Source organism: Marinomonas sp. FW-1 (genome assembly GCF_005222245.1).
Lineage (GTDB): Bacteria > Pseudomonadota > Gammaproteobacteria > Pseudomonadales > Marinomonadaceae > Marinomonas > Marinomonas alcarazii.
The window spans coordinates 2,679,161-2,701,062 of sequence record NZ_CP025987.1; the positions used below are offsets into that span (position 1 = coordinate 2,679,161).

At 44.6% G+C, this 21,902-nt stretch carries 22 protein-coding genes; 12 read left to right on the forward strand and 10 right to left on the reverse strand.

What is annotated here, in order from left to right; genetic code table 11:
- The first annotated feature begins 35 nt into the window (after positions 1-35).
- The 4 genes from C1X04_RS12440 (at position 36) to C1X04_RS12455 (ending at position 2,711) form a co-directional block, all read left to right on the forward strand.
- The gene (locus C1X04_RS12440; protein ID WP_137170100.1) at positions 36-356 is read left to right on the forward strand and encodes a YdhR family protein; all 321 of its coding nucleotides are present in this window, start codon (positions 36-38) and stop codon (positions 354-356) included.
- An 807-nt stretch (positions 357-1,163) separates the two neighbouring features.
- Positions 1,164-1,406: a type II toxin-antitoxin system Phd/YefM family antitoxin gene (locus tag C1X04_RS12445; protein WP_137170101.1), complete on the forward strand. Its 243-nt coding sequence runs from the start codon at positions 1,164-1,166 to the stop codon at positions 1,404-1,406.
- A gap of 36 nt (positions 1,407-1,442) precedes the next feature.
- On the forward strand, positions 1,443-1,709 hold the full coding sequence (locus C1X04_RS12450) for a type II toxin-antitoxin system RelE/ParE family toxin (protein WP_137170102.1): 267 nt from the start codon (positions 1,443-1,445) through the stop codon (positions 1,707-1,709).
- A gap of 66 nt (positions 1,710-1,775) precedes the next feature.
- On the forward strand, positions 1,776-2,711 hold the full coding sequence (locus C1X04_RS12455) for a GlxA family transcriptional regulator (RefSeq protein ID WP_137170103.1): 936 nt from the start codon (positions 1,776-1,778) through the stop codon (positions 2,709-2,711).
- On the opposite strand, the gene C1X04_RS12460 is transcribed toward C1X04_RS12455, so the two are convergent.
- The 3 genes from C1X04_RS12460 to C1X04_RS12470 form a co-directional block, all read right to left on the reverse strand.
- On the reverse strand, positions 2,708-3,931 hold the full coding sequence (locus C1X04_RS12460) for an MFS transporter (RefSeq protein WP_137170104.1): 1,224 nt from the start codon (positions 3,929-3,931) through the stop codon (positions 2,708-2,710). The two genes, C1X04_RS12455 and C1X04_RS12460, sit on opposite strands and share 4 nt — an antisense overlap.
- A gap of 141 nt (positions 3,932-4,072) precedes the next feature.
- Complete coding sequence (locus C1X04_RS12465; RefSeq protein WP_137170105.1) at positions 4,073-4,393, reverse strand: hypothetical protein; 321 nt, start codon at positions 4,391-4,393, stop codon at positions 4,073-4,075.
- Between the two features lie 60 nt (positions 4,394-4,453).
- Entirely contained in the window at positions 4,454-5,140 is a 687-nt protein-coding gene (locus C1X04_RS12470; protein WP_137170106.1) for a YafY family protein, read from the reverse strand.
- A gap of 114 nt (positions 5,141-5,254) precedes the next feature.
- On the opposite strand from C1X04_RS12470, the gene C1X04_RS12475 reads away from it, so the two are divergent.
- Positions 5,255-6,376 carry an FAD-dependent monooxygenase gene (locus tag C1X04_RS12475; RefSeq protein ID WP_137170107.1) on the forward strand — a complete coding sequence of 374 codons (1,122 nt, stop codon included), beginning with the start codon at positions 5,255-5,257 and terminating at the stop codon, positions 6,374-6,376.
- A gap of 229 nt (positions 6,377-6,605) precedes the next feature.
- On the opposite strand, the gene C1X04_RS12480 is transcribed toward C1X04_RS12475, so the two are convergent.
- From C1X04_RS12480 to apbC, 7 genes are all read right to left on the reverse strand, one after another.
- Complete coding sequence (locus C1X04_RS12480; RefSeq protein WP_137170108.1) at positions 6,606-6,941, reverse strand: hypothetical protein; 336 nt, start codon at positions 6,939-6,941, stop codon at positions 6,606-6,608.
- Positions 6,942-7,327: 386 nt separating this feature from the next.
- Positions 7,328-8,101 carry a hypothetical protein gene (locus tag C1X04_RS12485; protein ID WP_137170109.1) on the reverse strand — a complete coding sequence of 258 codons (774 nt, stop codon included), beginning with the start codon at positions 8,099-8,101 and terminating at the stop codon, positions 7,328-7,330.
- Positions 8,102-8,128: 27 nt separating this feature from the next.
- Positions 8,129-8,980 carry a DUF5677 domain-containing protein gene (locus C1X04_RS12490; RefSeq protein ID WP_137170110.1) on the reverse strand — a complete coding sequence of 284 codons (852 nt, stop codon included), beginning with the start codon at positions 8,978-8,980 and terminating at the stop codon, positions 8,129-8,131.
- A gap of 102 nt (positions 8,981-9,082) precedes the next feature.
- The gene (locus tag C1X04_RS12495; protein ID WP_137170111.1) at positions 9,083-9,730 is read right to left on the reverse strand and encodes a hypothetical protein; all 648 of its coding nucleotides are present in this window, start codon (positions 9,728-9,730) and stop codon (positions 9,083-9,085) included.
- A 238-nt stretch (positions 9,731-9,968) separates the two neighbouring features.
- Positions 9,969-10,403, reverse strand: a complete 435-nt coding sequence (locus C1X04_RS12500; RefSeq protein WP_137170112.1) for a hypothetical protein — start codon at positions 10,401-10,403, stop codon at positions 9,969-9,971.
- Positions 10,404-11,141: 738 nt separating this feature from the next.
- The gene (dcd, locus tag C1X04_RS12505; RefSeq protein ID WP_110573774.1) at positions 11,142-11,729 is read right to left on the reverse strand and encodes a dCTP deaminase; all 588 of its coding nucleotides are present in this window, start codon (positions 11,727-11,729) and stop codon (positions 11,142-11,144) included.
- Between the two features lie 9 nt (positions 11,730-11,738).
- Positions 11,739-12,809 carry an iron-sulfur cluster carrier protein ApbC gene (gene apbC / locus C1X04_RS12510; protein WP_137170113.1) on the reverse strand — a complete coding sequence of 357 codons (1,071 nt, stop codon included), beginning with the start codon at positions 12,807-12,809 and terminating at the stop codon, positions 11,739-11,741.
- 244 nt (positions 12,810-13,053) lie between these two features.
- On the opposite strand from apbC, the gene metG reads away from it, so the two are divergent.
- The 7 genes from metG (at position 13,054) to C1X04_RS12545 (ending at position 21,730) form a co-directional block, all read left to right on the forward strand.
- Positions 13,054-15,105 carry a methionine--tRNA ligase gene (metG, locus tag C1X04_RS12515; RefSeq protein WP_110573778.1) on the forward strand — a complete coding sequence of 684 codons (2,052 nt, stop codon included), beginning with the start codon at positions 13,054-13,056 and terminating at the stop codon, positions 15,103-15,105.
- A 282-nt stretch (positions 15,106-15,387) separates the two neighbouring features.
- Complete coding sequence (rsxA, locus tag C1X04_RS12520; protein ID WP_137170114.1) at positions 15,388-15,969, forward strand: electron transport complex subunit RsxA; 582 nt, start codon at positions 15,388-15,390, stop codon at positions 15,967-15,969.
- A 9-nt stretch (positions 15,970-15,978) separates the two neighbouring features.
- A complete protein-coding gene (gene rsxB, locus C1X04_RS12525; protein ID WP_110573782.1) occupies positions 15,979-16,575 on the forward strand; it encodes an electron transport complex subunit RsxB in 597 nt (198 codons plus the stop codon).
- A complete protein-coding gene (rsxC, locus tag C1X04_RS12530) occupies positions 16,575-19,277 on the forward strand; it encodes an electron transport complex subunit RsxC (RefSeq protein ID WP_137170115.1) in 2,703 nt (900 codons plus the stop codon). Before rsxB ends, rsxC begins: the two co-directional genes overlap by 1 nt.
- Complete coding sequence (gene rsxD, locus C1X04_RS12535; RefSeq protein ID WP_137170116.1) at positions 19,278-20,336, forward strand: electron transport complex subunit RsxD; 1,059 nt, start codon at positions 19,278-19,280, stop codon at positions 20,334-20,336. It abuts the gene before it with no gap.
- On the forward strand, positions 20,336-20,953 hold the full coding sequence (rsxG, locus tag C1X04_RS12540; protein WP_137170117.1) for an electron transport complex subunit RsxG: 618 nt from the start codon (positions 20,336-20,338) through the stop codon (positions 20,951-20,953). Before rsxD ends, rsxG begins: the two co-directional genes overlap by 1 nt.
- Before the next feature lie 15 nt (positions 20,954-20,968).
- Complete coding sequence (locus tag C1X04_RS12545) at positions 20,969-21,730, forward strand: electron transport complex subunit E (RefSeq protein ID WP_254682381.1); 762 nt, start codon at positions 20,969-20,971, stop codon at positions 21,728-21,730.
- Positions 21,731-21,902: the final 172 nt, after the last annotated feature.

Genomic DNA, 21,902 nt, shown 5'->3' on the forward strand with positions numbered 1-21,902 from the left:
AAATCCCACTAAATTTTTATACTAAGGAGTCTACAATGACCCAACCAAACCGTGTTTTTCTGTACGCTGAACTTCAAGTATCAGCACCATTTACTGAAGAAGTATGGCAGGAAGCTAACCCAGCAATGCAAACAGTCACCGGGCTTCGAAATAAAACTTGGCTAAGCGGCATCAACAATCACTCCGTAGGCGGCTTCTACGAGTTCGACTCAGTACAAAACGCCCGCGCCTACGCAGAAGGCATGTTGTCCGATATAGCCAAATCAATAAACGCCAGCCTCAGCATTAAATTATTTGATGGTGACGTCGTGGCCGAAGCAAGTAAAGGTATGAAATCCCCCTACTTCAACGCCTAACAGCCATAAGGGTTTTCCTTTAACCCCCTAACCTTCTCCTTTTTATTTCCAAGGGGAAGGCGGAGGATGGGATTGTTCTTTGGGCCTTCAAGTATATTTGTTACTTCTCAATGGCTTTTAGCTACAAGTTTATTCCGCCCCGCTGGGCGAGGGCTTAGTCCCTTCCCCTTTTGTCTTCCAAGGGGAAGGCGGAGGATGGGGTTGTTCTTTGGGTCTTCAAGTATATTTGTTACTTCTCAATGACTTTTAGCTACAAGTTTATTCCGCCCCGCTGGGCGTGTAACTTTTTGCTAGCACCCAAAAAACTTCAGTTTAAAGGAAAGCAAAAATTCGCTTTCTCGGGCTATCGCCCAAACGTCTCAGTTATTTTGGTTAAGGTTATGTCTAGCAACACGAGCTTTATCGTAAGGCATAGATTGTTTTTGGTGGTGTTAGAAAGGATATTTTTAACTGCCCCTGAAACGCCATAAAGTCGCGCAACTTCGTCGCGTCGAACTGACTTCCAAAGTGCAAAATAAGCCGAAGACACGTCATTCCCACGAAGGTGGGAATCAAGCTCTTATTGAGCTATCGAATCTACCCCGGTGGGAATGTAGATTCCATTCAAACACTTGGGATTCCTGACCTTTATTCCGCTCTGCTGGGCGAGGTAACTTTTGCCAATCGATGCAAAAATGCCAAGAGTTGGGAATCCATCTTAAATGCTTTGTTCGTTTGCTTTTCGCACAAATCGCACGATTTAATTAGATTGATCACTTCATGCGACCAACTATACTATTACTCTAGTTCCAAATTTAGAGATTGAATATGCGAACATTAACAGCAAATGATACCAAGCGTAACTTTGGTGAACTTCTGCTAAGCGCCCAACGTGAGCCAGTTAAAATTAGCAAAAACAGCAAAGATGCCGTTGTGGTAATGTCTATCAGAGACTATGAAGAACTAGAAGCAATGAAAACGGACTACCTTAAACATTGTTTCGAGTCAGCTAAACAAGACTTGGTACAAGGCAATGTGGTTGATGGCGAAGATTTCCTAAACGCCTTGTAACCCACTACGCAAAAGAAAAAATACCAACTAGGTAAATTGGCTCAGACTCATTTACAAAAAATCAAAAGCTATACCGTCCACAATTTTTCTGAAGCACAGAGGCAAAACTATAAACACACATTATTGACTGGGTTTCAAATGCTAGCCGACAATCCAGACTTAAGCCGTCGTTGCGATGAAGTTTATCCAAATGGTTTTTACTTTCCAGTTGGCAAACACTCGGCTTACTTTACAAAAGAAGGCGGTTTTATTTTGGTAGTGACTGTACTCGCTCAATCACAACGCCCACAGAACCACTTGTAGTTAAAGTATTAAACACCACAAGGCCATTGAGCATTAATTTCAACTTTTACGATTGGCAGGTACTCTGTGTCTCAGGCTATTGATATATATTTTTTACTAACCCCAGATGTGCACTTGCTCGATTTAGCAGGGCCTTGCCAAACCTTTCACGAAGCGCAAAGCCGTGGCCTAAACATTGCGCTGCATTTTATTAGTCCAAACGCAGTGATCAAAAGCCATGAAGGGCTAACCCTTGCAGAGATCTCCCCTCTGCCCGACCACATCGCTGACAATGCCATGATTATCGTATCTGGCTCTAACTACCATGAAGCGATTTACAGCGATCCGATCAGCCAACAATGCATCGACTGGTTAAGCGCCATCACACGCCCAAGCCACACCATTATGGGTGTTTGTACAGGGGCTTTCTTATTAGGCATGGCGGGGCTATTAGAAAAACGAGCCTGCACCACACATCATCAACGCACCACAGAGCTGGCAACGCGCTTTCCCAACGCCACGATTATTCCCAACCGCATTTATGTGCAGGATCAACATATTTACACCAGCGCCGGCGTCACCGCAGGCATCGATTTAGCGCTAGCGCTGATTCAACACACGGCTGGCGCACAATTTTCCATGGAGATTGCTCGCGAATTAGTGGTATATCGCCGCCGTATGGCCAACGATCCGCAAATGTCTGCACTGGTCAATTACCGCAATCACATCCAACCCTTGATCCATGATGTGCAAGACTATCTGCAAGCACAGCTGACAGAGAAACTCTCCCTAACCGAACTAAGCGCCAAGTTTCGCGTTTCCACCCGACATTTACAGCGTGAGTTTAAACAAGCAACGGGGTTAACCCTGAGAGATTATCTAGTAGAGCTACGTCTTGAGATGGCGAAAAGTTACTTGGACAAAGGCTACACCATCGAAGCCTCGGCCTATCAAGCGGGCTTTCCCCAAGCCAAAGCCTTACGCCTAGCTTGGAAAAAGAAATATCAAACGCTGCCCCGTTAAGACAAGGCACCACTCTGAGGCACTGTGTTAAATACTCTCACACGCCACAATAGCAGCCCTACCCAAACAGACACACACGATAAACCGATCACCACATAAGTAATCCATTGGTAGCTGCCCGTCATGTCATAACTGACACCGCCTAGCCAAATAATGGCGAACACGAACACCTGATGCACACTGAATAAACAACCAAAGATTTTGCCTTTTACATGAGCACCATAGGCTTGTAAACAGATCAGCGAGGTAGCAATCACGGTTCCCATGTAACTAAGGCCAAAGACCACCGCAAATAGCAACACGGCGACAAGCGTGTCGGCATACAATAAAACGCCTAAGGACAGCGCACGCAGCCCGTATAGACAAGCCAGCATTAAGGCCGCTGGCGAAAAACGGAGCAAATACCCCACCGCAAACGCCCCCAGCAACTCCGCCGCCCCCAACACACTCAAAGACGTCGCAACTACCACAGGCGCACCATCGATAAAGCGCTCCTGTAGCAAAGGAACAAGGTGCACATCAATGTAGGCCATGGACGCTCCGCAGCCACCAAACGACAATGCTAGCAAGAGAAACAAAGGTTGGCGCAATAGATACAGCCAAGGCGTATCTCCGCCTGCTGCCTGATCGTTAGACGACGCAAACGTCTGTTTCGGAAACGCTACACATAAGACAATCATGGCCGGCAAAATCATCAGGATAAATACCGCAGCGATCGCAATGCTCAATGTTTGCCAAGATACAAAGCCATGCAGCCAAACCCATAGTGGCGACAAGACCATAAAACCTATCGCAGTGCCATTGGTAATGGCTGCATAAGCCATGCCTTTATTTTGATGGGCAAAAATGCGATCGACTAATACCGCTAATGGCACAAATGTCATGGCACACAAGGAATAAGCCGCCAGCACGCCAAATAGCAAAACAAACGACCAAAAATGAAATGGCAACGCCATCAAAAGAAAAGCAACAGAAGCCGTCAGCCCGCCAGACAAGATGGTCAATGCCGGACCAAGACGATCGCTCACCCAGCCAACAAACGGCGAAAACACACCTATTGCCAACCCAAAAATAGAACTACTTAAGGCAAACTGCCCTCGACTCACACCACTTAATTGCACCAAGTCGAGAAAATACACTTGGTAACTGCCCTTAATAGAAGACGCCCAAAATGTAATCAAAACCCCAATGACAATGACCACCATTTGTTTATTCAACACTGCCTACTCCCTATTGATGTCATGCTTAGCTGACTGAATAGGGAGTATTTTATGAGTTGGCCCATGATCACTCATAGGCCAAAACACGGCATTTTATGGGGCAAAAAGTGACATCGTAAATGGACTTAAGCCCCAATCTAACTAGTTAATACGTGTCCAAAAAGTCATCTCTACTGAGGCTTGATCAATGAGTTCCAAATACTCCAGTGCAACAGGATGAGTTAACCATTGCTGGCAATATTCTTCGGCCTTTGCTTGGCTAGTGGCCATAGCAATGTCGGCAAAAATCCCATCTGCGCCTTTTAAAAGGCAGTGGGCCACCAGCTCTGATTGCTGTGAGAGAAATTCGGCTTCAACACGGTGAGAAAGCACGACCAAGTCAGCTTCAGTAACGCCTGCTTTCAGTTTAAAAAAAGCGATTTCGACGCCGCCCATATTAGAAAAAGTCATTGGATTAATCATAATTAACGCCCTCGTTTGATTGAACGTTCACTGTAGATCAACCCTACTGACAGCCTTGTGTCAGTAACTTTGGCTTTGTCGCAGTTTTATATAATCCGATAGGGAAACATGGCTCGGTAGTATATTTCCACCCATCGCAGGTGCTAGAGACAGAATGCGATCAATACGAAAGTCGCGGTATTCATCGCGTTTAAAACACCAACCCCCAAGCGTCCATTTACCGCCCCAATAAAATAGTCCCAATGGATGAATCTCTCTTTGCGTGACATCGCCATCTACATTGAGATAGCACATGCTTAGTTGAGCTTGTTGTTGAATGGCCTCATGAATCGCACCCCAAATGCTTCGTTCAATCTGCTTTTGCCCTACGGTAGGAACGCGAATGATACGTTTATCATCCTGCTGAGCGCGGCGCTCGGGCAAAACGACCTCTATTTTTGCGAGAAGTGATTTAGCACTTTGAGAAAGCGAATCCGTGGTTAGCGCTGCGACAAAGTTGACACCGGATATGAGCGCTTCCAGCTCTTTCTCGGATAACGTCAAAGGCGGTAATTCAAACCCTTCATCAAGAAAATAACCAACCCCCGCCTCGCCATAGACAGGAATCCCAGCGACTGAAAGATCATCCATGTAGCGGTAAATCGTGCGTTCGCTAACCGACAGCTTTTCCGCTAATGCCTTAGCGGTAATCGGTTGATGTGTTCTTAAAATATTAGTGAGTTGAAATAAACGGTCTGACTTTCTCATAAAGCGCGGTTCTTTCCTTCTCGCATATATAATTTCATTACGCTTCCCCCTCGATACTTGGTTACGACTAGTTATAAAATACATGCAATTTAAGTCAACAAAGAGTGTAATTGAATGCGAGTGTTAATTGTCGGTGCTGGGGTAGCAGGTTGTGCATTGTATCGTCGTTTGAAACCATTGGGGTTCACTGTCGATATCATTGAAAAGTCATCAATGCTGGGTAGTGAAGGTGCAGCAATCTGTTTACCGGCTAATGCTATGCTGGCTTTGAAAAAACTTGGTTTAAGTAAACCCGTGCTTGATCTTGCATATCAGGTTGATCAAGTTGAGTATGCCCTGCCATCCAGCAAGACTTTGGCTTCCGCGTCGTTGCATACAGCGCCATTAAATAAAGCGCCATTTGTGGCGTTAAAGCGCGATGACCTTATGTCTATATTAAGAAAAGACATGGCGGCAGATGTACAGCTAAACTCTTGGCCTGAAGATATTAAACAAGACAACAATGAAGTACTGGTTACGTTCCAATCTGGTGAGACGACCTCGTATGATTTAGTAGTCGCTGCGGATGGTATTAACTCTGCGGTTAGACAAATGGTACAAGTCGACTCGGCTCCCCTTTCTCACAAGGTAACAAACTGGCGATACATCACGAAAAAACCTGTCGCTGGCATTCAGCCGACTTACTACGTAGGTAATGACTCTGCCTTCATGATTTACCCAATCAGTGAGGAGGAAGTCTATTGTTACGGTCAGATTATCGATGAAGATGGTAAATTCGCGTCCTTGCCCAGCTATAAAGTCATTCAAGACATCTTTGCCAATTACGCTTCGCCAGTATCAGACTGTATTAACAACCTAACGCCAGAGCAGCCCATCGTTCTAGGTCAGTTAAAAACAGTGAAAAACACAGAATCTTTGTTTAATCGCGTTGTGTTGGTGGGCGATGCCTTACACGGTTGTCCGCCAAGTTTGCAGCAAGGCGCTGGCATGTCCTTAGAAGACATCAACTGTTTAGCCGATGCACTGGAGCAATATGAACTAGCCGAAGCACTAAAACACTATCAGCAACAACGCACAGCCAGAGTGACTTGGACGGTAAAAGAGTCCAATAAAATCATCAAGCTCGCTGGCTTAGGTCGATCCCCTATAGGACGATTTATTCGCAACACCATGATTCGCCTAAAAGGCCCAGCCAATGTGGTTGGCTGGCGCAAACTGCTAAACGAAATGGAATAAATATCAGAGCCCATCCTACTAGTAGGTTCGTCCCTTCCCCTTTTGTCTTCCAAAGGGAAGATTAGGATGGGGTTGTTCTCTTAAACCAAATGTAGGGCATCATAAGCGCAGCGTAATGTGCCGCTGAAAGCGAAGCTTTCATTTAAAGGGAGATCGTGGCTTTCGACCAAAAGTCTCATTTATATTATTTACAAATAATGTTTACTGGAACTCCACGTGCTGTAGCAGTCTAAACACCAACACCTAAAGACCCATTAACAAGCTGTCCTTGATTTCCAGAAAAGCCGCCGTAAACATTAAACTGATAACCCAAAATTGCATTAAAACCATTTCCAACTGCTTTTTTGAGTGTATCAGATTTAAGCGGCCTTGCGTCGATCTCATTTAGATATGAATGCCGTCCATCATTATATTGGTTATAAGTGCCAACTTGACTCATTGAATACATTGAATCAGTTTTTATAACTTTACACCCATCCACTGGATACAAGTCAGTGGTAAAAAAACCCAAAAAATCTGATGCTGATGCTGAAAATAACATCAAAATAGCTAAAAAACGCTCCATTATACCACCTTGCACTTTAATCCATTTTTAGGGGCAATAAAATAGCCGACTAAAACTAGGTATGCAATTACCAAAAGAGAATTTTTTATAGATGAAAATCAGAAGTAACCAAAAGATATCTTTCTCGGGATATCGCCACAAACGTCTCATTTATTTTGCTTAACATCACTCCTAGCAACACGACTTTTATCGTAAGGCATAGATTGGTTATGCTGCTGGGGAAGATCTTTTCGTTAATGACTCTGAAACTCCATAGGATCGCGCAATTGGGATTGCGTCGAATTAATTATTAACGCCGCAATTTTCGCGACGGAGTGGGATGACGGCTTGTTTGCGTGTTTTTGCAAACCAGATGAGAGTTCACGGAGTTCCGCAAGATTACTTTGTTATAACCAACTCTCAACTTTTTTAAACTCATCTAGAATTTTGAACCCCATTTCCATGGCCTCATGAGCATGATTTTGCGAAATATTTTGACCATGTATTGCAGCATTACAGATTTTTAGAATGTAATCGAATGAGCTATGCATACCACTATATTGAGGATAAAGTTTTGTGAACTCACGAAAAAGAGAACGGTTAGATAAAAACTTTCCTTTCAACTTCGTTGGATCGTCTGTGTCCAATCGTTTAATTAATATTCGTCGTAACTCTTTCTCAATATCTATCCTTAATTTTGCAAGTGCAAAATTAAGGTCTGAACCTTCAGAAGCAAGATAAGCTTCAATTTCTGCTTCCAACTCTTCTTTGGGTGTAGGTTCTTTAATAGTGCTATCTAACTCCTCTTTAGCTTCTTCTATTTCACCATGCCCTGGAAGAGTAATATTTATATTTTGGCTAATAGTATTGCTGACTGTATTTATCATCATGTTTTGCATTGATAATATCTGGCGTGTTTCGTCTTTGAATTCTTTAACTTCACTCTTAAGCTCTGCAACCTTTACTTCATACTCTAGAAGAGTACCTATCTTAAGTTTCTTGGCTAACGGTAATAAAAAGAAAAATATAGATATTATTAAATATGCTAGAGATGACGAATTTATCTCTGTATTAGGTGGAAAACCAACACTCAAGTGAAAAACATAGAAAAAATACCCTGCAATTATTAGCGAAGTAAGCCTAATGGCATTGGTGCACATCCATTCTTTAACTTTTTGCATTACCAATCCTTCTGTTTAAATACCTTATTAAGTTTCGTATTCGACTTTGTTGAACTCTTTTAACAAATCCTTCAATTCAGAAAATAAAGGAGAGTACGAATCTCTTAATTTATCTATAAAGTCATACTTAGTATTACAATGTTGATGCAAAATAACAGTTCTAGCTTCTGCAAAAGAACAAAGGTCAGAAATAGCTCTAGCAATATGAGCGAGCTTAACTGCTTCTTGGCGCTCGATCTCTCTAGTACAGCGCTCCCAAATCATTGCTACGCCATCACCATCCTTGTGAATTAAATGACTGCTCATACCAAAGTTATAAGCTAAATGAACTAAAGGCATTAACCTTTCATCACCAGACTTGCTAAAACCTTGAATGATATTGCTAAATGACCACTTTTGCTCAAGTAGTTTTCTCTGCTGCTTATTTGTACCTTCACGAATTGAGTCTATATCGGAGTCTTCAAGTTTTAAGTCGTCAATTGATTTCCAATTATGTAATTCATTAGAGCTTACTGTTTTTAGTAAACTACTAACCCTATCACTTCTTTTTATTGCAGAATAACTAGGTAATATTTCCCAATATTCTTTCACCTTTTCAATAGTTTCATCTTCTGTACCTTGAAGCATGAATATGTATTTTACGACTCCCTCAATGATAGATCTATTGATAATTTCAGAATCCCACTCTTGTCCATGTCGCAATAATAGAAGTGAACTCTCAGTGCTAAACTGGCAGGATAGGTAAAGTTGAGTACTTATAAACCTGACAACTGGATGCATACCTTGATAGTCTTGATCAAGTAAAGGTTTACAGTAATCAAAATGCTCACCTACAAAATGACTTGCTAGCGCAGTCAATTGCTTCAGTTTATCGTCCATAATTCACCTAGAAACTTAACGTTTGGTTAAGGGGCGGGGCTTTAACCAGTACCAGTGAGCGTAGCGAACGGTTTGAACTGGTTGTTAATGCTAAACCACTTTTTAAGCAATAACAGGTACAAGACTCGACATTCGTTCGCCCGCTTTCCAATTTTCATATGTCAGCATGGTATTCCATGCTGTTGTGTCGCTCATGTTTTGAAATGGAGTCATGCGCTCAAAAAACTCATGCTGACTAATTAGAGCTCTTGTTGCCTCATCTTTGCACCAGCGAATTTTTCTTTCGTTGAGTTCAAGCGAGCTTTGTTTTTCTGGAATATCAGGGATGAAAAGAATTTTTTCCTCGCCATCACTATTGAATGTTATATCTCTGTATTCCCCATCGCCGTACCAGACAGCGTGCCTTTCGCCCTCAATATAAACTGGCTCGTTATACCAAAGCTTGTACCCACAAACAATCGAGCCTCCATTGAGTTTTATGTATTCATGCACATTCAAGTCACAGCAGGACTGTCGAGACCAAAGCTCTGGAGTTATTTCAATAAAAGTCGGCGAAGTATCACTGATTTTCCTACAAAATTTAAGAATGTCTTCATTTATTGTTTGTGGAGTCGTGAGTTTTGCAGGGTCAAAAATGTCGTCCAGTGATTGAATTGATTTACGCGATGAACGATTGTTTTTTGAGAGATTTGACTTTTTCTGTGATTCCTTTTTCTTCTTATCACGCTTTGCCTTACTATTTATACTCATGATTCTTTTCCATGTGGATAGTATTGGAGCTTTTACACCTAATAACTACTAAGCGGTTATACAATGGCGAAGCCATGACTATAATCGCCTGTTGAACGGCGCGTTATCTATCGGGGATTTGCCTTTATTTTTACTTTTTTACTGGAATCCTGAGCATTAAGCAATACTCGTCTTTTAGATCTCACGATCTGTTCCATTTTACTGATAACGTTTACTTATAATGAACATCTATCAGCTGCTATCCCCCTACCCCAAGCTCGTCATGGTAATTTACCAACGTGGTATAGCCAAAGCGTTGAAGATTTGGGAGCTTTCCCAATTTGGCCTGTGAGACATAGTCGTTTACGTACTTCTCAAATTGCCGTTGAATTTTGTCTTTGTTATTTTTTACTTTTTGGTATTCCGCCTCGCTACGAAGCTTAAATGATTTGGGTTGTAGATCGTCTTCTGTAATGATGATGGCTTTGGAGTAGTCAACACCATTCCATACGCCATTGTGGAATATAGTTTTAAACCCATGTTTATGAGCCATATTACTTCTGAATGGAATCGCAAAGGTGATATTTTGAATCTTGATTGGAATCACACCATAGCCACGATCTTTTTTACTCATGGTTTCTTTAAGTGTAATTATTCGATTATAAGCAGCTTCTGTTAACAGCCTGATTTTCATAACTATCCTTGTTATAAAAAACAAAAAGCCCTTATAACATAAGGGCTTTTCGAGTAGAACTTCCATTGAGGTTGATGCTATTTATTGCGGGGATACCTCTACCGCCGCGACTTCAAATGAGGTTGGTGTTTTTAATGTGGGGATGCCTCTACCGCCACGTCATCTACACGCTTAGTATCACTATCTCAGACGTTGATGTCAACAAACTGTACATTTATCAACCTAAAAACATACGAAATCAAGCTACAAAAACAACGACTACACAATGAAAGCTTCGCTTTCTCCGGCACTCTTATATTACAGAAAGCGGTCGCACCTTCCTCATCCGCCCTACAAAAACCAGCATCACATATGAAGTCAGTTCGACGCGACGAAGTTGCGCGACTTTATGGCGTTTCAGAGTCAGTTAAGAATACCTTTCCTAACATCATCAAAAACAATCTATGCCTTACGATAAAAATCGTCTTGCTTAACCTGTAATAAATAATATGAATGAGACGTTTGGGCGATAGCCTGATAAAGCGACCTTTTGGTTACTTTTGTGTCGCTAGACAAAAGCTACCCGCTCAGCAGAGCGGAACCAAGCTTGCAAACTAGGAAACACTGAGAAGCAGCAAACAGGCTTGAAGATCTAAAAAATAACCCCTCCCTAGCCCTCCCCTTGGAAGACATAAAGGGAGGGAATTTAGGCACAAAAAAAGAGGCCGAAGCCTCTTTCTAGTCGATCTTAAAAAAGATCTAGGATTTGTCACCGGAAATCCGGCTACCCACCGCTGAGGTCTGGTCTTTATATTTAGCGTTATCACGCTTGTTATAAGGACGATCCGCAGAGCCCGACATGGTTTCGAAGTTGATGGCACCAATAGTCATGCCCGGACTTAGGGCGATAGGCAGTTTGCCGCCGTTAAGGAACTCTAATACGATGCCGCCGCTCCAACCTGGGTCGATGCGGTGCGCGGTAACATGGACCATTAAGCCAAGGCGCGCCAAGGAAGAACGACCATCGAGCCAGCCAACTAGGTTGTCTGGCACAGTAACAGATTCTTTGGTCACGCCAAGTACAAGTTCACCCGGGTGGATGAAGAAAGGTTTGCCGTCTTCGACAAGAATTTCTTCACTCATGACAGATTCGATGACTTTGCTTAAATCAGCCTTTGAGCTGCTTAGGTCAAGGTAAGGCGCTGGGTGACCTTGGAAAACACGGAACGAGTTGCCCAATCGTAAATCAACAGAAACACCGCTGATAACGCTGTTGTCAGGGCGCGGTTCGATCACAATGGAACCTTCGTCTAGGGCTTTAATTATATCTCGGTCACACAAACGCATTACTTTTCCTCAATCGTCACTCATGCCAATAATAGGCATCGCTGTTTGTTCATTTTTCTGGGATGCAAGGGTAGCACCAAGCTTGCGAGCAATCGACTGATAAATGCCTGCAGTATCACTTTCGGGAGCATTTACCACGATTGGTCGGCCTGCATCGCTCTGTTCACGGATCGCTAGGCTTAGTGGCAGTTTACCTAATACATTGACATCGTATTCTTTGGCTAGGCTCGCGCCGCCTTCGTCGCCAAAAATGGCTTCATGATGACCGCAATTAGAACAAATATGCGTCGACATGTTTTCAACCACGCCCAACACTGGGATTTTCACCTTGTTGAACATTTCTATACCACGACGAGCATCAAGCAGTGCGATGTCTTGAGGCGTGGTAACAATAACAGAACCCGCCACTGGTACTTTTTGTGCAAGCGTTAATTGAATGTCGCCTGTGCCCGGTGGCATGTCGATGAAAAGGTAATCCAGATTATCCCAGTCAGTTTGCGTCAAGATTTGCATGAGCGCGCCAGTTACCATTGGTCCTCGCCACGCAACAGGTGTGTCTTTGGTGGTCAGGAAGGCCATGGACATCACTTGTACACCAAAGGCCGTAGGCGGCACGAAGAATTTGTCTTCACGTACCTGCGGGCGAGTACCCTCTTCAAAGCCCAATAACATGCCTTGGCTAGGGCCATAAATGTCGGCATCCAAGATACCCACGCGAGCACCCTCTTTTGCCATGGCAAGTGCAAGGTTAACTGTGGTCGTGGATTTCCCCACACCACCTTTACCAGAGGCCACAGCGATGATGTTCTTTACGCCTTGTAACCCTGCGATGCTGCCTTGTGTGGCTTGGCTTTCGACTTTAAAGTCGATGTCTAACACCAAATTACGGGCATCTGCCATTAGGTCTTTTATTTTGGCTTCTAATTCTGCTTGTTGCTTTTGCGCTGGATAACCAAGCGTCAAAGTAACATGTACGCGATTGTCGTCACTTACCACTTGCCAAGCAGCGCCATAAGGTTGGCCGCTGTTTTCATCAATAAGGGTTTCTAAAGTCGCCTGTAGTTGGGCATCAGTTAGCATCGGGGAATCCTTGTAAGGCGGTAATATTAAAGAGAGTTTAATTTATAACGTTACGCCAAGTGTGGGGGCAAATTGCAGAAAAGCAAGACTTGGAAAGCAGACTAGCGCTTGCACACGCGGGATTGGGACTTATAATGTCGCTTTTCTAAGACTATCTATCCTTTAGGCGCTTTATTCATTCGTCATCTGTGCCTATTTATTGATAGAATACCCGACCTTTTTTAATCCAGTAGGCTTATCAAAAATGGCACAAACGCAACGCAAAATTTTAGTCACCAGCGCCCTTCCTTATGCAAATGGCTCTATCCATTTAGGGCATATGCTGGAGCACATCCAAACCGATATCTGGGTGCGTTTTCAAAAAATGCGCGGCCATATTTGTACAGCAGTGTGTGCGGATGATGCACACGGCACGGCGATTATGATTAAAGCCGCGCAAAATGGCATTACATCAGAAGAGTTAATCGAGGGTGTTCGCCAAGAACACATGACGGACTTTAACGACTTCTTGATTGGTTATGATAACTATCATTCCACGCATTCTGAAGAAAACCGTGAGTTCTCAAACAGCATTTACAAAGCCCTTCGTGATAATGGCAAAATCGCTGTTCGCTCTATCGTACAAGCGTACGATCCAGAAAAAGAAATGTTCCTAGCTGACCGTTTCATCAAAGGAACGTGTCCTAAGTGTAAAGCAGAAGACCAATACGGCGACAACTGTGAAGTCTGTTCTGCGACTTACACGCCAATGGAAATGATCAATCCTCGCTCTGTCTACTCTGGCGCGACACCGATCGAAAAAGACTCTGAGCACTATTTCTTTAAATTGCCAGATTTCCAAGATTTCCTAGCAAAATGGACCCGCAGCGGCACCTTACAGGACCAAGTAGCTAACAAGCTATCTGAGTGGTTAGATTCTGGTTTGAAAGAATGGGACATCAGCCGCGACGCACCTTATTTTGGTTTTGAAATCCCAGATGCGCCGGGCAAGTATTTCTATGTTTGGCTAGATGCACCAATCGGTTACATGGCGAGCTTTAAAAACCTGTGTGATCGCACTGAAGGTCTAGAGTTTGATGATTACTGGGCGAAAGATTCCGACGCCGAGCTTTACCATTTTATCGGTAAAGACATTATCAACTTCCACGCGTTGTTCTGGCCTGCCATGTTAGATTGTGCTGGCTACCGCACACCAACAGCGGTCAACGCACACGGTTATGTAACCGTTGACGGTGAGAAAATGTCTAAATCGCGCGGCACCTTTATTAAAGCGCGCACTTACTTGAAGCATTTGGATCCGCAATACTTGCGTTACTACTACGCTGCCAAGCTGAACTCTCGTGTTGACGATATCGATCTGAGCCTAAGTGATTTCTTGCAACGCGTGAACTCTGACGTGGTTGGTAAAGTCGTTAACATTGCTAGCCGTACAGCCAGCTTCATCAACAAGAAGTTCGATGGCCAATTAGCCAGCGAAGTGAGCGAAGCGCAAATGATTCAATCTTTCGTTGATGCAGGCGATGTTATTGCTGAGCACTTTGAAAGCCGCGAATACGGTAAAGCCATTCGTGAAATCATGCGTCTTGCTGACGTAGCGAACGAATACATTGCACTTCAAGCACCTTGGGTATTGGCAAAAGACGAAGCAACTTTACCGAAAGTTCAGGATGTTTGTACCGTTGCCTTGAACCTATTCAGCATATTGGCAACTTACCTAAAACCGGTTCTACCAAACATGGTTGCTGACGCAGAAGCTTTCCTTGATAAAGAGCTAACATGGGACAACCGCAGCGAATTGTTGTTTGGTCGAACTGTGAATAAGTTCAAACCGTTAATGGGTCGTATTGAGCAAACTCAAATCGATGCCATTATCGAAGAAGGCAAGCTAGAAGCCGCGGCGGAAGCAGCAGCAAAAGAAGCAGCGCAACCGACTCAAGTAGAAACGGAACTAAGCAAAGAACCTATTGAAGCGGAAATTAACTTTGATGATTTCGCCAAAGTAGATTTGCGCATTGCTTTAATCGTTAAAGCCGAGCACGTTGAAAAAGCCAATAAGCTGCTAAAACTGACGTTAGACATTGGTGGTGAAACACGCACTGTATTCTCTGGCATTAAGTCAGCTTATAAGCCAGAAGACTTAGAAGGCAAGCACACGGTGATGGTGGCGAACCTTGCACCACGCAAGATGAAGTTTGGCATGTCCGAAGGCATGGTATTGGCGGCCGGTCCAGGCGGTGAAGAAATTTACCTACTAGAGCCTCACGCTGGCGCAAAACCTGGCCAACGAGTAATGTAAGCCACAAAATACCGGCTTAAACAGCCAAAACAAGCAATGCAAACCAATGCTCACCTTAGTAAATAAGAAAGATTCTTAATAAGGTGAGCATTGGCATTAATATAGAAACATAAATCGAAATTATATAAGCGTAACCTATTATCTATATACTTAATCGGACTAAAAATGCGAGATTTTTAGCTTTGTTAGTTATAAGCAGATTGGTATAGTTACGCTCACAGATGCTTTTTCTCTTAAGGTATCTAAAACCACATAATATTCACCGCATACTTTGGATTTGAGATGACTGAATATCTCCTGATACTGGTCAGTACTATTCTGGTTAACAACTTTGTACTGGTGCAGTTTTTGGGCCTGTGCCCTTTTATGGGCGTGTCCGGGAAACTAGAAACCTCGATTGGCATGGCAATGGCGACAACCTTTGTTTTAACCTTGTCGAGCCTATGCAGTTACCTGACTTATACCTACATACTTCAGCCATTTGGTCTTGAATACCTACAAACTATTTCTTTTATCTTGGTCATCGCTGTTGTTGTACAGTTCACTGAAATGGTGGTTCATAAAACCAGCCCTCTGCTTTATAGAGTATTGGGGATTTTCTTACCTCTTATCACCACAAACTGCGCGGTATTAGGGGTGGCATTACAAAACATCAGCAAACAGAATGGCTTTGTTGAATCGATTCTTTATGGTTTTGGTGCGGCCGTTGGTTTCTCTTTCGTACTGATTCTATTCTCTGCCATGCGTGAACGCATTAACGTGGCGGACGTGCCAATTGTCTTTAAAGGCTCTGCGATTGGCATGGTTACCGCTGGCTTGATGGCACTTGCTTTCATGGGCTTTACCGCCCTTGTACAGATTTAGGAGCTGGCCATGTTGACTGTTTTGCTCGCTATCGGAATCTTAGTACTTCTTTCGCTTATCTTTGGCGCTATTTTGGGTTATGCCAATGTACGTTTTCACGTGGAAGGCGACCCAATCGTCGATCAGATCGACGCCCTTCTACCACAAACACAGTGTGGTCAATGTGGTCATCCGGGTTGTCGCCCTTACGCCGAGGCCATCGCTAACGGCGAAGCGATCAACCATTGTCCTCCTGGCGGACAAAGCACCATCCAGGCCTTGGCCGATTTATTAGATGTGGAAGCGGTGCCACTAGACGGCGATCACGGCACAGAAAGCGCAAAACGCGTTGCGGTTATTCGTGAAGACGAGTGCATCGGTTGCACCAAGTGCATTCAGGCGTGTCCTGTGGATGCGATTTTAGGCGCAGCAAAACAAATGCACACTGTTATTGCAGATGAATGCACAGGCTGTGACCTGTGTGTCGAACCTTGCCCGGTAGATTGTATTGATATGGTAGAAATCGGCGTGACAGCGAAAACTTGGTCTTGGGACAAACCGCAGGGTATTGCGGCGACTTCATTAGATATTATTGCCACCGACCGCCAAGCGGAGGTTGCACACTGATGCGAACAGAAAAACCACAAACAGCGAAAGTTTTCTCTTTTCATGGCGGCATTCATCCGCCAGAAAATAAAGCGCAATCTTTGCAATTACCCTTAGGCAAACCAAGTTTACCGAGCGAGCTTATTTTACCCCTTGGGCAACACATAGGCCAAAGCTCTCGACCATTAGTCAAAGTCGGCGATAAGGTACTAAAAGGCGAAACCATCGCCATTAATAATGGCTTTTTAAGCAGCTTTTTACACGCGCCAACCTCTGGCACCATTACTGCGATAGAAGAACGCCTGATTGCTCACCCATCAGGGTTAAGTGACCTTTGTATTGTCCTTACGCCAGATGGTAACGAAACATGGACCGACCTCGAGCCACTAAACAATTGGCAAGACATCAGTAAAACAGACGTTCTGGCTTATCTGTCTGAAATGGGCATTGTTGGCATGGGCGGTGCGGGCTTCCCGACACAAGTCAAACTGCAAGGCGCACACAAGAACCCTCTCACGCATTTTATTATTAACGCGGCAGAATGTGAGCCTTACATCACTGCTGATGACATGCTGATCCGTGAAAAGACCTTAGAACTGGTTGCTGGCATCGAGATACTGCAACACCTTGTTGAAGCTGAAAATGTAATCATTGGCATTGAAGACAATAAGCCCACTGCCATTGCTGCTTTAAAAACTGTACTTACTCAGCGCAATAGCGACATTCAATTAGCCGTTGTACCGACAAAATACCCTTCTGGCGGTGAAAAGCAGTTAATTCAGCTGTTAACAGGCAAAGAAGTTCCAAGTGGACAATATCCAGCCGACATCGGCGTGCTATGTCAAAACGTCGGTACTTGTGTCGCAATTCACGATGCCATTACTCAGGGTAAACCGTTAATTTCACGCTTTACCACATTGACTGGCGACGCGCTAAAAAGCCCACAAAACGTCGAAGTGCTGTTCGGTACGCCCGTCGCGCACCTATTAGAATACGCCGATTATGAATCTAAAAAGCTCAGCCGCTTAATCATGGGTGGTCCAATGATGGGATACACCTTAGATTCAGCTGCGGTGCCAATAGTGAAAACCAGTAACTGCATCTTGGCCGCCAGCAAAAAAGAGCTGCCTGCGCCAGCACCCGAACAAGCTTGCATCCGTTGTGGAATGTGCGAACAAGCCTGCCCTGCGAGCTTATTGCCTCAGCAACTGCTTTGGTTCAGTAAAAGCCAAGAGTTCGAAAAAGCCGAACACCACAACTTATTCGACTGCATCGAATGTGGTGCTTGTTCTTATGTTTGCCCAAGTAGCATTCCTTTAGTGCAGTATTATCGCCACTCCAAGAGCAGCATTCGTGAAGCCCGTGAAGCCAATGTAAAAGCAGACTTAGCCAAGCAACGCTTTGAAGCACGTAAAGCTCGCCAAGACGCAGAAGCCGCGGAAAAAGAAGCGAAGCGCCTTGCTCGTCAGAAAGCAACGACCAACAAGGCTACCGATGCGAAAAAAGCCGCACCTGCAAAAGCGGCTCCTACGGCTGCCACTGCGCCTGCAACTAACGACGAATCGAAAAAGCTCAAAGTGGATATCGCCATTGGCAAATCCAAATTGAAGAAGCTACAAAAACAGCTTCTTGAAGCACAAGAAAACGAACACGTGGAAGAGATCAGCAACTTGCAGCTGCAAGTGACTGATCAAGAAAAAGCCATTGCCGCACTTGAAGAACAATTGGCTAAAACGCCTAGCGCAGCACCAGCTGCTCCAGCCGCCAACACAGAAAAAGCCGCTCCAGCGCCAGTAAGTGACGAGCTGAAAAAAGCCAAAGTCGATGTGGCTTTAATTGGCGTAAAACTGAAAAAACTACAGAAGCAACTTGTCGAGACGCCTGATGATCAGGAACTGAAAGACAAGATTGCAGCTTTTGAAGCTGACCTGAAAGCCGCTCAAGACATAGTCAGCAAGCTCAGCAGCAATGCTCAACCCAGCACAAATACGGCAGCAGCTGAACCAAAAGCCGCAATGAGCGATGAATTGAAAAAGCTAAAAATCGATGCAGCCATCGCGAAAGCCGCGGTAAAGAAAGTCGAAAAAGCCCTTAAAAAAGCGGAAGAGATTAAAGCACCTGAAGCCGACGCTATTCGCCAACAGCTAAAAGAAGCACAACAGCGCGCCGACGAACTGGAAAAAGCGTTAGCCAATCCAGAAACAGCAGCGCCCAAGGCGGCTCCAGAAAAAGCAGCACCAACCGCTGAAAATACGGATGCCGAGGCCGCGAAGAAACGCAAAATCGATCTCGCTATCGCCAAAGCCGGTATCAAAAAAGCAGAGAAAAACATTCAGCTTTTAAAAGACCAAGGCAAAGAGGAAAGCGAGATAGAGGCATCAGAATGGCCTAAAAAGCTTATTGAGGCACAACAAAAGCTAGCCGCTCTTGAAGCTGAAGAAGGCGCGCCTGCTCCAGTAGAAAAAACGGCGGAGCCGGTTGCGAACAACGAAACCAAAGCCGAACCAGAAATGGATTTGGCAACGCAGATTAAAAAAGAGAAAGTCGCCGTTGCCTTAGCCAAAGCGCAAATAAATAAACTGAATAAGCGTTTAGAAAGCACGCCAGAAGAAGCAGACAGCATTAAACAAGAGATTGCGGCTACCGAGCAACGTCTGCAGAGCGCCGAAGCCTTGTTAGAAAAACTTATTCATTCGCAAACCAACATGCAAGAGAATCGTTAAATGGCATTATTGAGGATTACCTCCCCCCACACACAACGTGCAGGACGTCGCACCTCTTGGGTGATGCAGATGGTCATTTTAGCGACCGTTCCTGGCATAGTCGTACAGACTTGGCTATTTGGCTGGGGCACGCTAATCAACCTAATGATTGCCTGCGTCACTGCGTTATTAAGTGAAGCCGCTATTTTAGCGATTCGTCGTCGTGCTGTTGGTTTCTTCTTGAAAGATTACAGCGCCCTATTAACCGCCGTACTATTAGGTGTTGCCCTACCGCCTGTGGTGCCTTGGTGGGTGACAGTCACCGCTGTCGCCTTTGCGATTATCTTTGCCAAACAACTCTATGGTGGCTTGGGCAATAACCCGTTCAACCCGGCGATGGTCGGCTATGCCATTGTACTGGTGTCTTTTCCTGTGCCTATGAGCCAATGGCTTGGCGTACAAAGCATGATTCCTGCAGGCGAGACATTGTCTTTCATGCAAAGCTTACAAGCCATTTTTCACCAGCTGCCAGTGATCGATAGCTACACAATGGCAACGCCCTTAGATGGCTTCAAACACAAAGATCTTTTAGATTCACAAGCCGCATTCAGCAGCATTGCCGCACTTCAAGGACCAAGCTTAAACAGCTGGCTTTGGGTGAATGCAGCCTATCTGGTAGGTGGTCTTGGACTGATCTGGTTACGCATTATCACTTGGCACACGCCAGCAGCCATGTTGGGTGCATTACTGGTCATGGCGGGTGTTTTTCATCTGTTTGACCCAAGCAATACAGCAACGCCTTTCTTTCACCTAACCACTGGCGCAGCCATGTTTGGCGCGTTCTTTATTGCTACCGATCCTGTGTCTTCTTGCACCAGTAATCGCGGCAAACTGATTTATGGCGCGGGCATTGGTATTTTGATTTACATTATTCGCTCTTGGGGCGGTTATCCTGATGGTGTGGCGTTTGGTGTCTTGCTGATGAACTTCGCCGCACCGCTAATCGACTACTACACACAACCGAGAACGTATGGCCATAAAAAAGCTAAGACAGGCTTAAAAATTGGGGAAGATAACTAATGGAATTATTAGCCTCTATTCGTCGTAACAGTCTTGGTCTGGGCATCTTCGCGGTACTGACAGCGGGGCTTATTGCCATTACCCACCAGCTGACTGATAACACCATTAAGAACAATATTTTGGATGCGCAAATTTCAGCCTTCAACGAAATACTGCCAGCCAATCTGTATGATAACGACTTAACCAAAGACACCGCGATTCTGCCAGCAGATCCTTTATTGGGGAGCGACGAAGGCATTAAAATCCATATCGCTCGTAAAAATGGTGAAGTCTCTGGCATCATTTTCGAAACCATTGCGCCTCGTGGCTATAACGGCAATTTAGACATGCTGGTCGCCATCGACAAAAATGGCGTAGTAACTGGCAGCCGAGTAATTAGCCACAAAGAAACACCAGGACTTGGCGACAAAGTAGACCTAAAGAAATCCAAATGGATTTTAAGCTTTGCCAACAAGTCGTTAGACAATCCTAGTTTAAAAGGCTGGGGCGTGAAAAAAGACGGTGGCGACTTTGACCAATTTACCGGTGCGACCATTACCCCTCGCGCTGTGGTTCGCGCCGTAAAAAATACTCTTATTTATTTTGATCAACACAAAGATACGCTATTAGCGTATTAGGACAGACTAATGAAAATGAGCGCAGAAACAGCCGCAAGCGACGCTACTCAAGAAGAGAGCAAGCCAAGCGCCAATTACGCTGAAATCATTTATAACGGCATCTGGAAAAACAACCCTGCCCTAGTTCAATTACTTGGCTTATGCCCAATGTTGGCGGTAACCAGTACCGTCGTTAACGCCTTAGGTCTTGGCTTAGCGACTCTGGTGGTATTAGTCGGTTCCAACATTGCGGTGTCTATCATTCGTAATTACGTGGCGGATGCAGTTCGCCTACCAGCCTTTGTGATGATCATCGCTTCGTTCACAACCTGTATCGAATTAATCATGCAGGCTTATACATACGAGCTGTATCAAATTCTAGGGATTTTCATTCCACTTATCGTGACTAACTGTGCGATTCTTGGTCGTGCTGACGCCTTTGCCAGCCGCAACCCTGTTCTGCCTTCTGCATTGGATGGCTTTATGATGGGCTTGGGCTTCATGTTTATCCTTGTTACCTTGGGCGCAATGCGCGAGCTCATCGGGCAAGGCACACTGTTTTCCGATATGCCGTTATTGTTCGGTGATATGGCAACCCATTGGAAAATCGTTGTTTTTAACGACTATCCAAATGTCTTATTCGCAGTCTTACCACCGGGTGCTTTTATTGGCTTAGGTTTGTTGATTGCCGGTAAAAACTACCTAGACGAACGTGAGAAAAAACGCATCGCAGCACAAAAAGCCAAAGACGGCCCAAGTGCATCAAAGCGTGTTCGTGTGACCGGGCAAGTAAGTTAACTTTTACACCAAGATCAAGACAACCCCATCCTAACCTTGAAGATAAGGGGAAGGAATAAAAAAGCTTTAAACTCCTCCCCCTGCCAAGGGGGAGGCTGGGAGGGGGTCCAAATAACCCCACCCTAGCCCTCCCCTTCAAAGACATAAGGGGAGGGAATATTAAAATAAACAA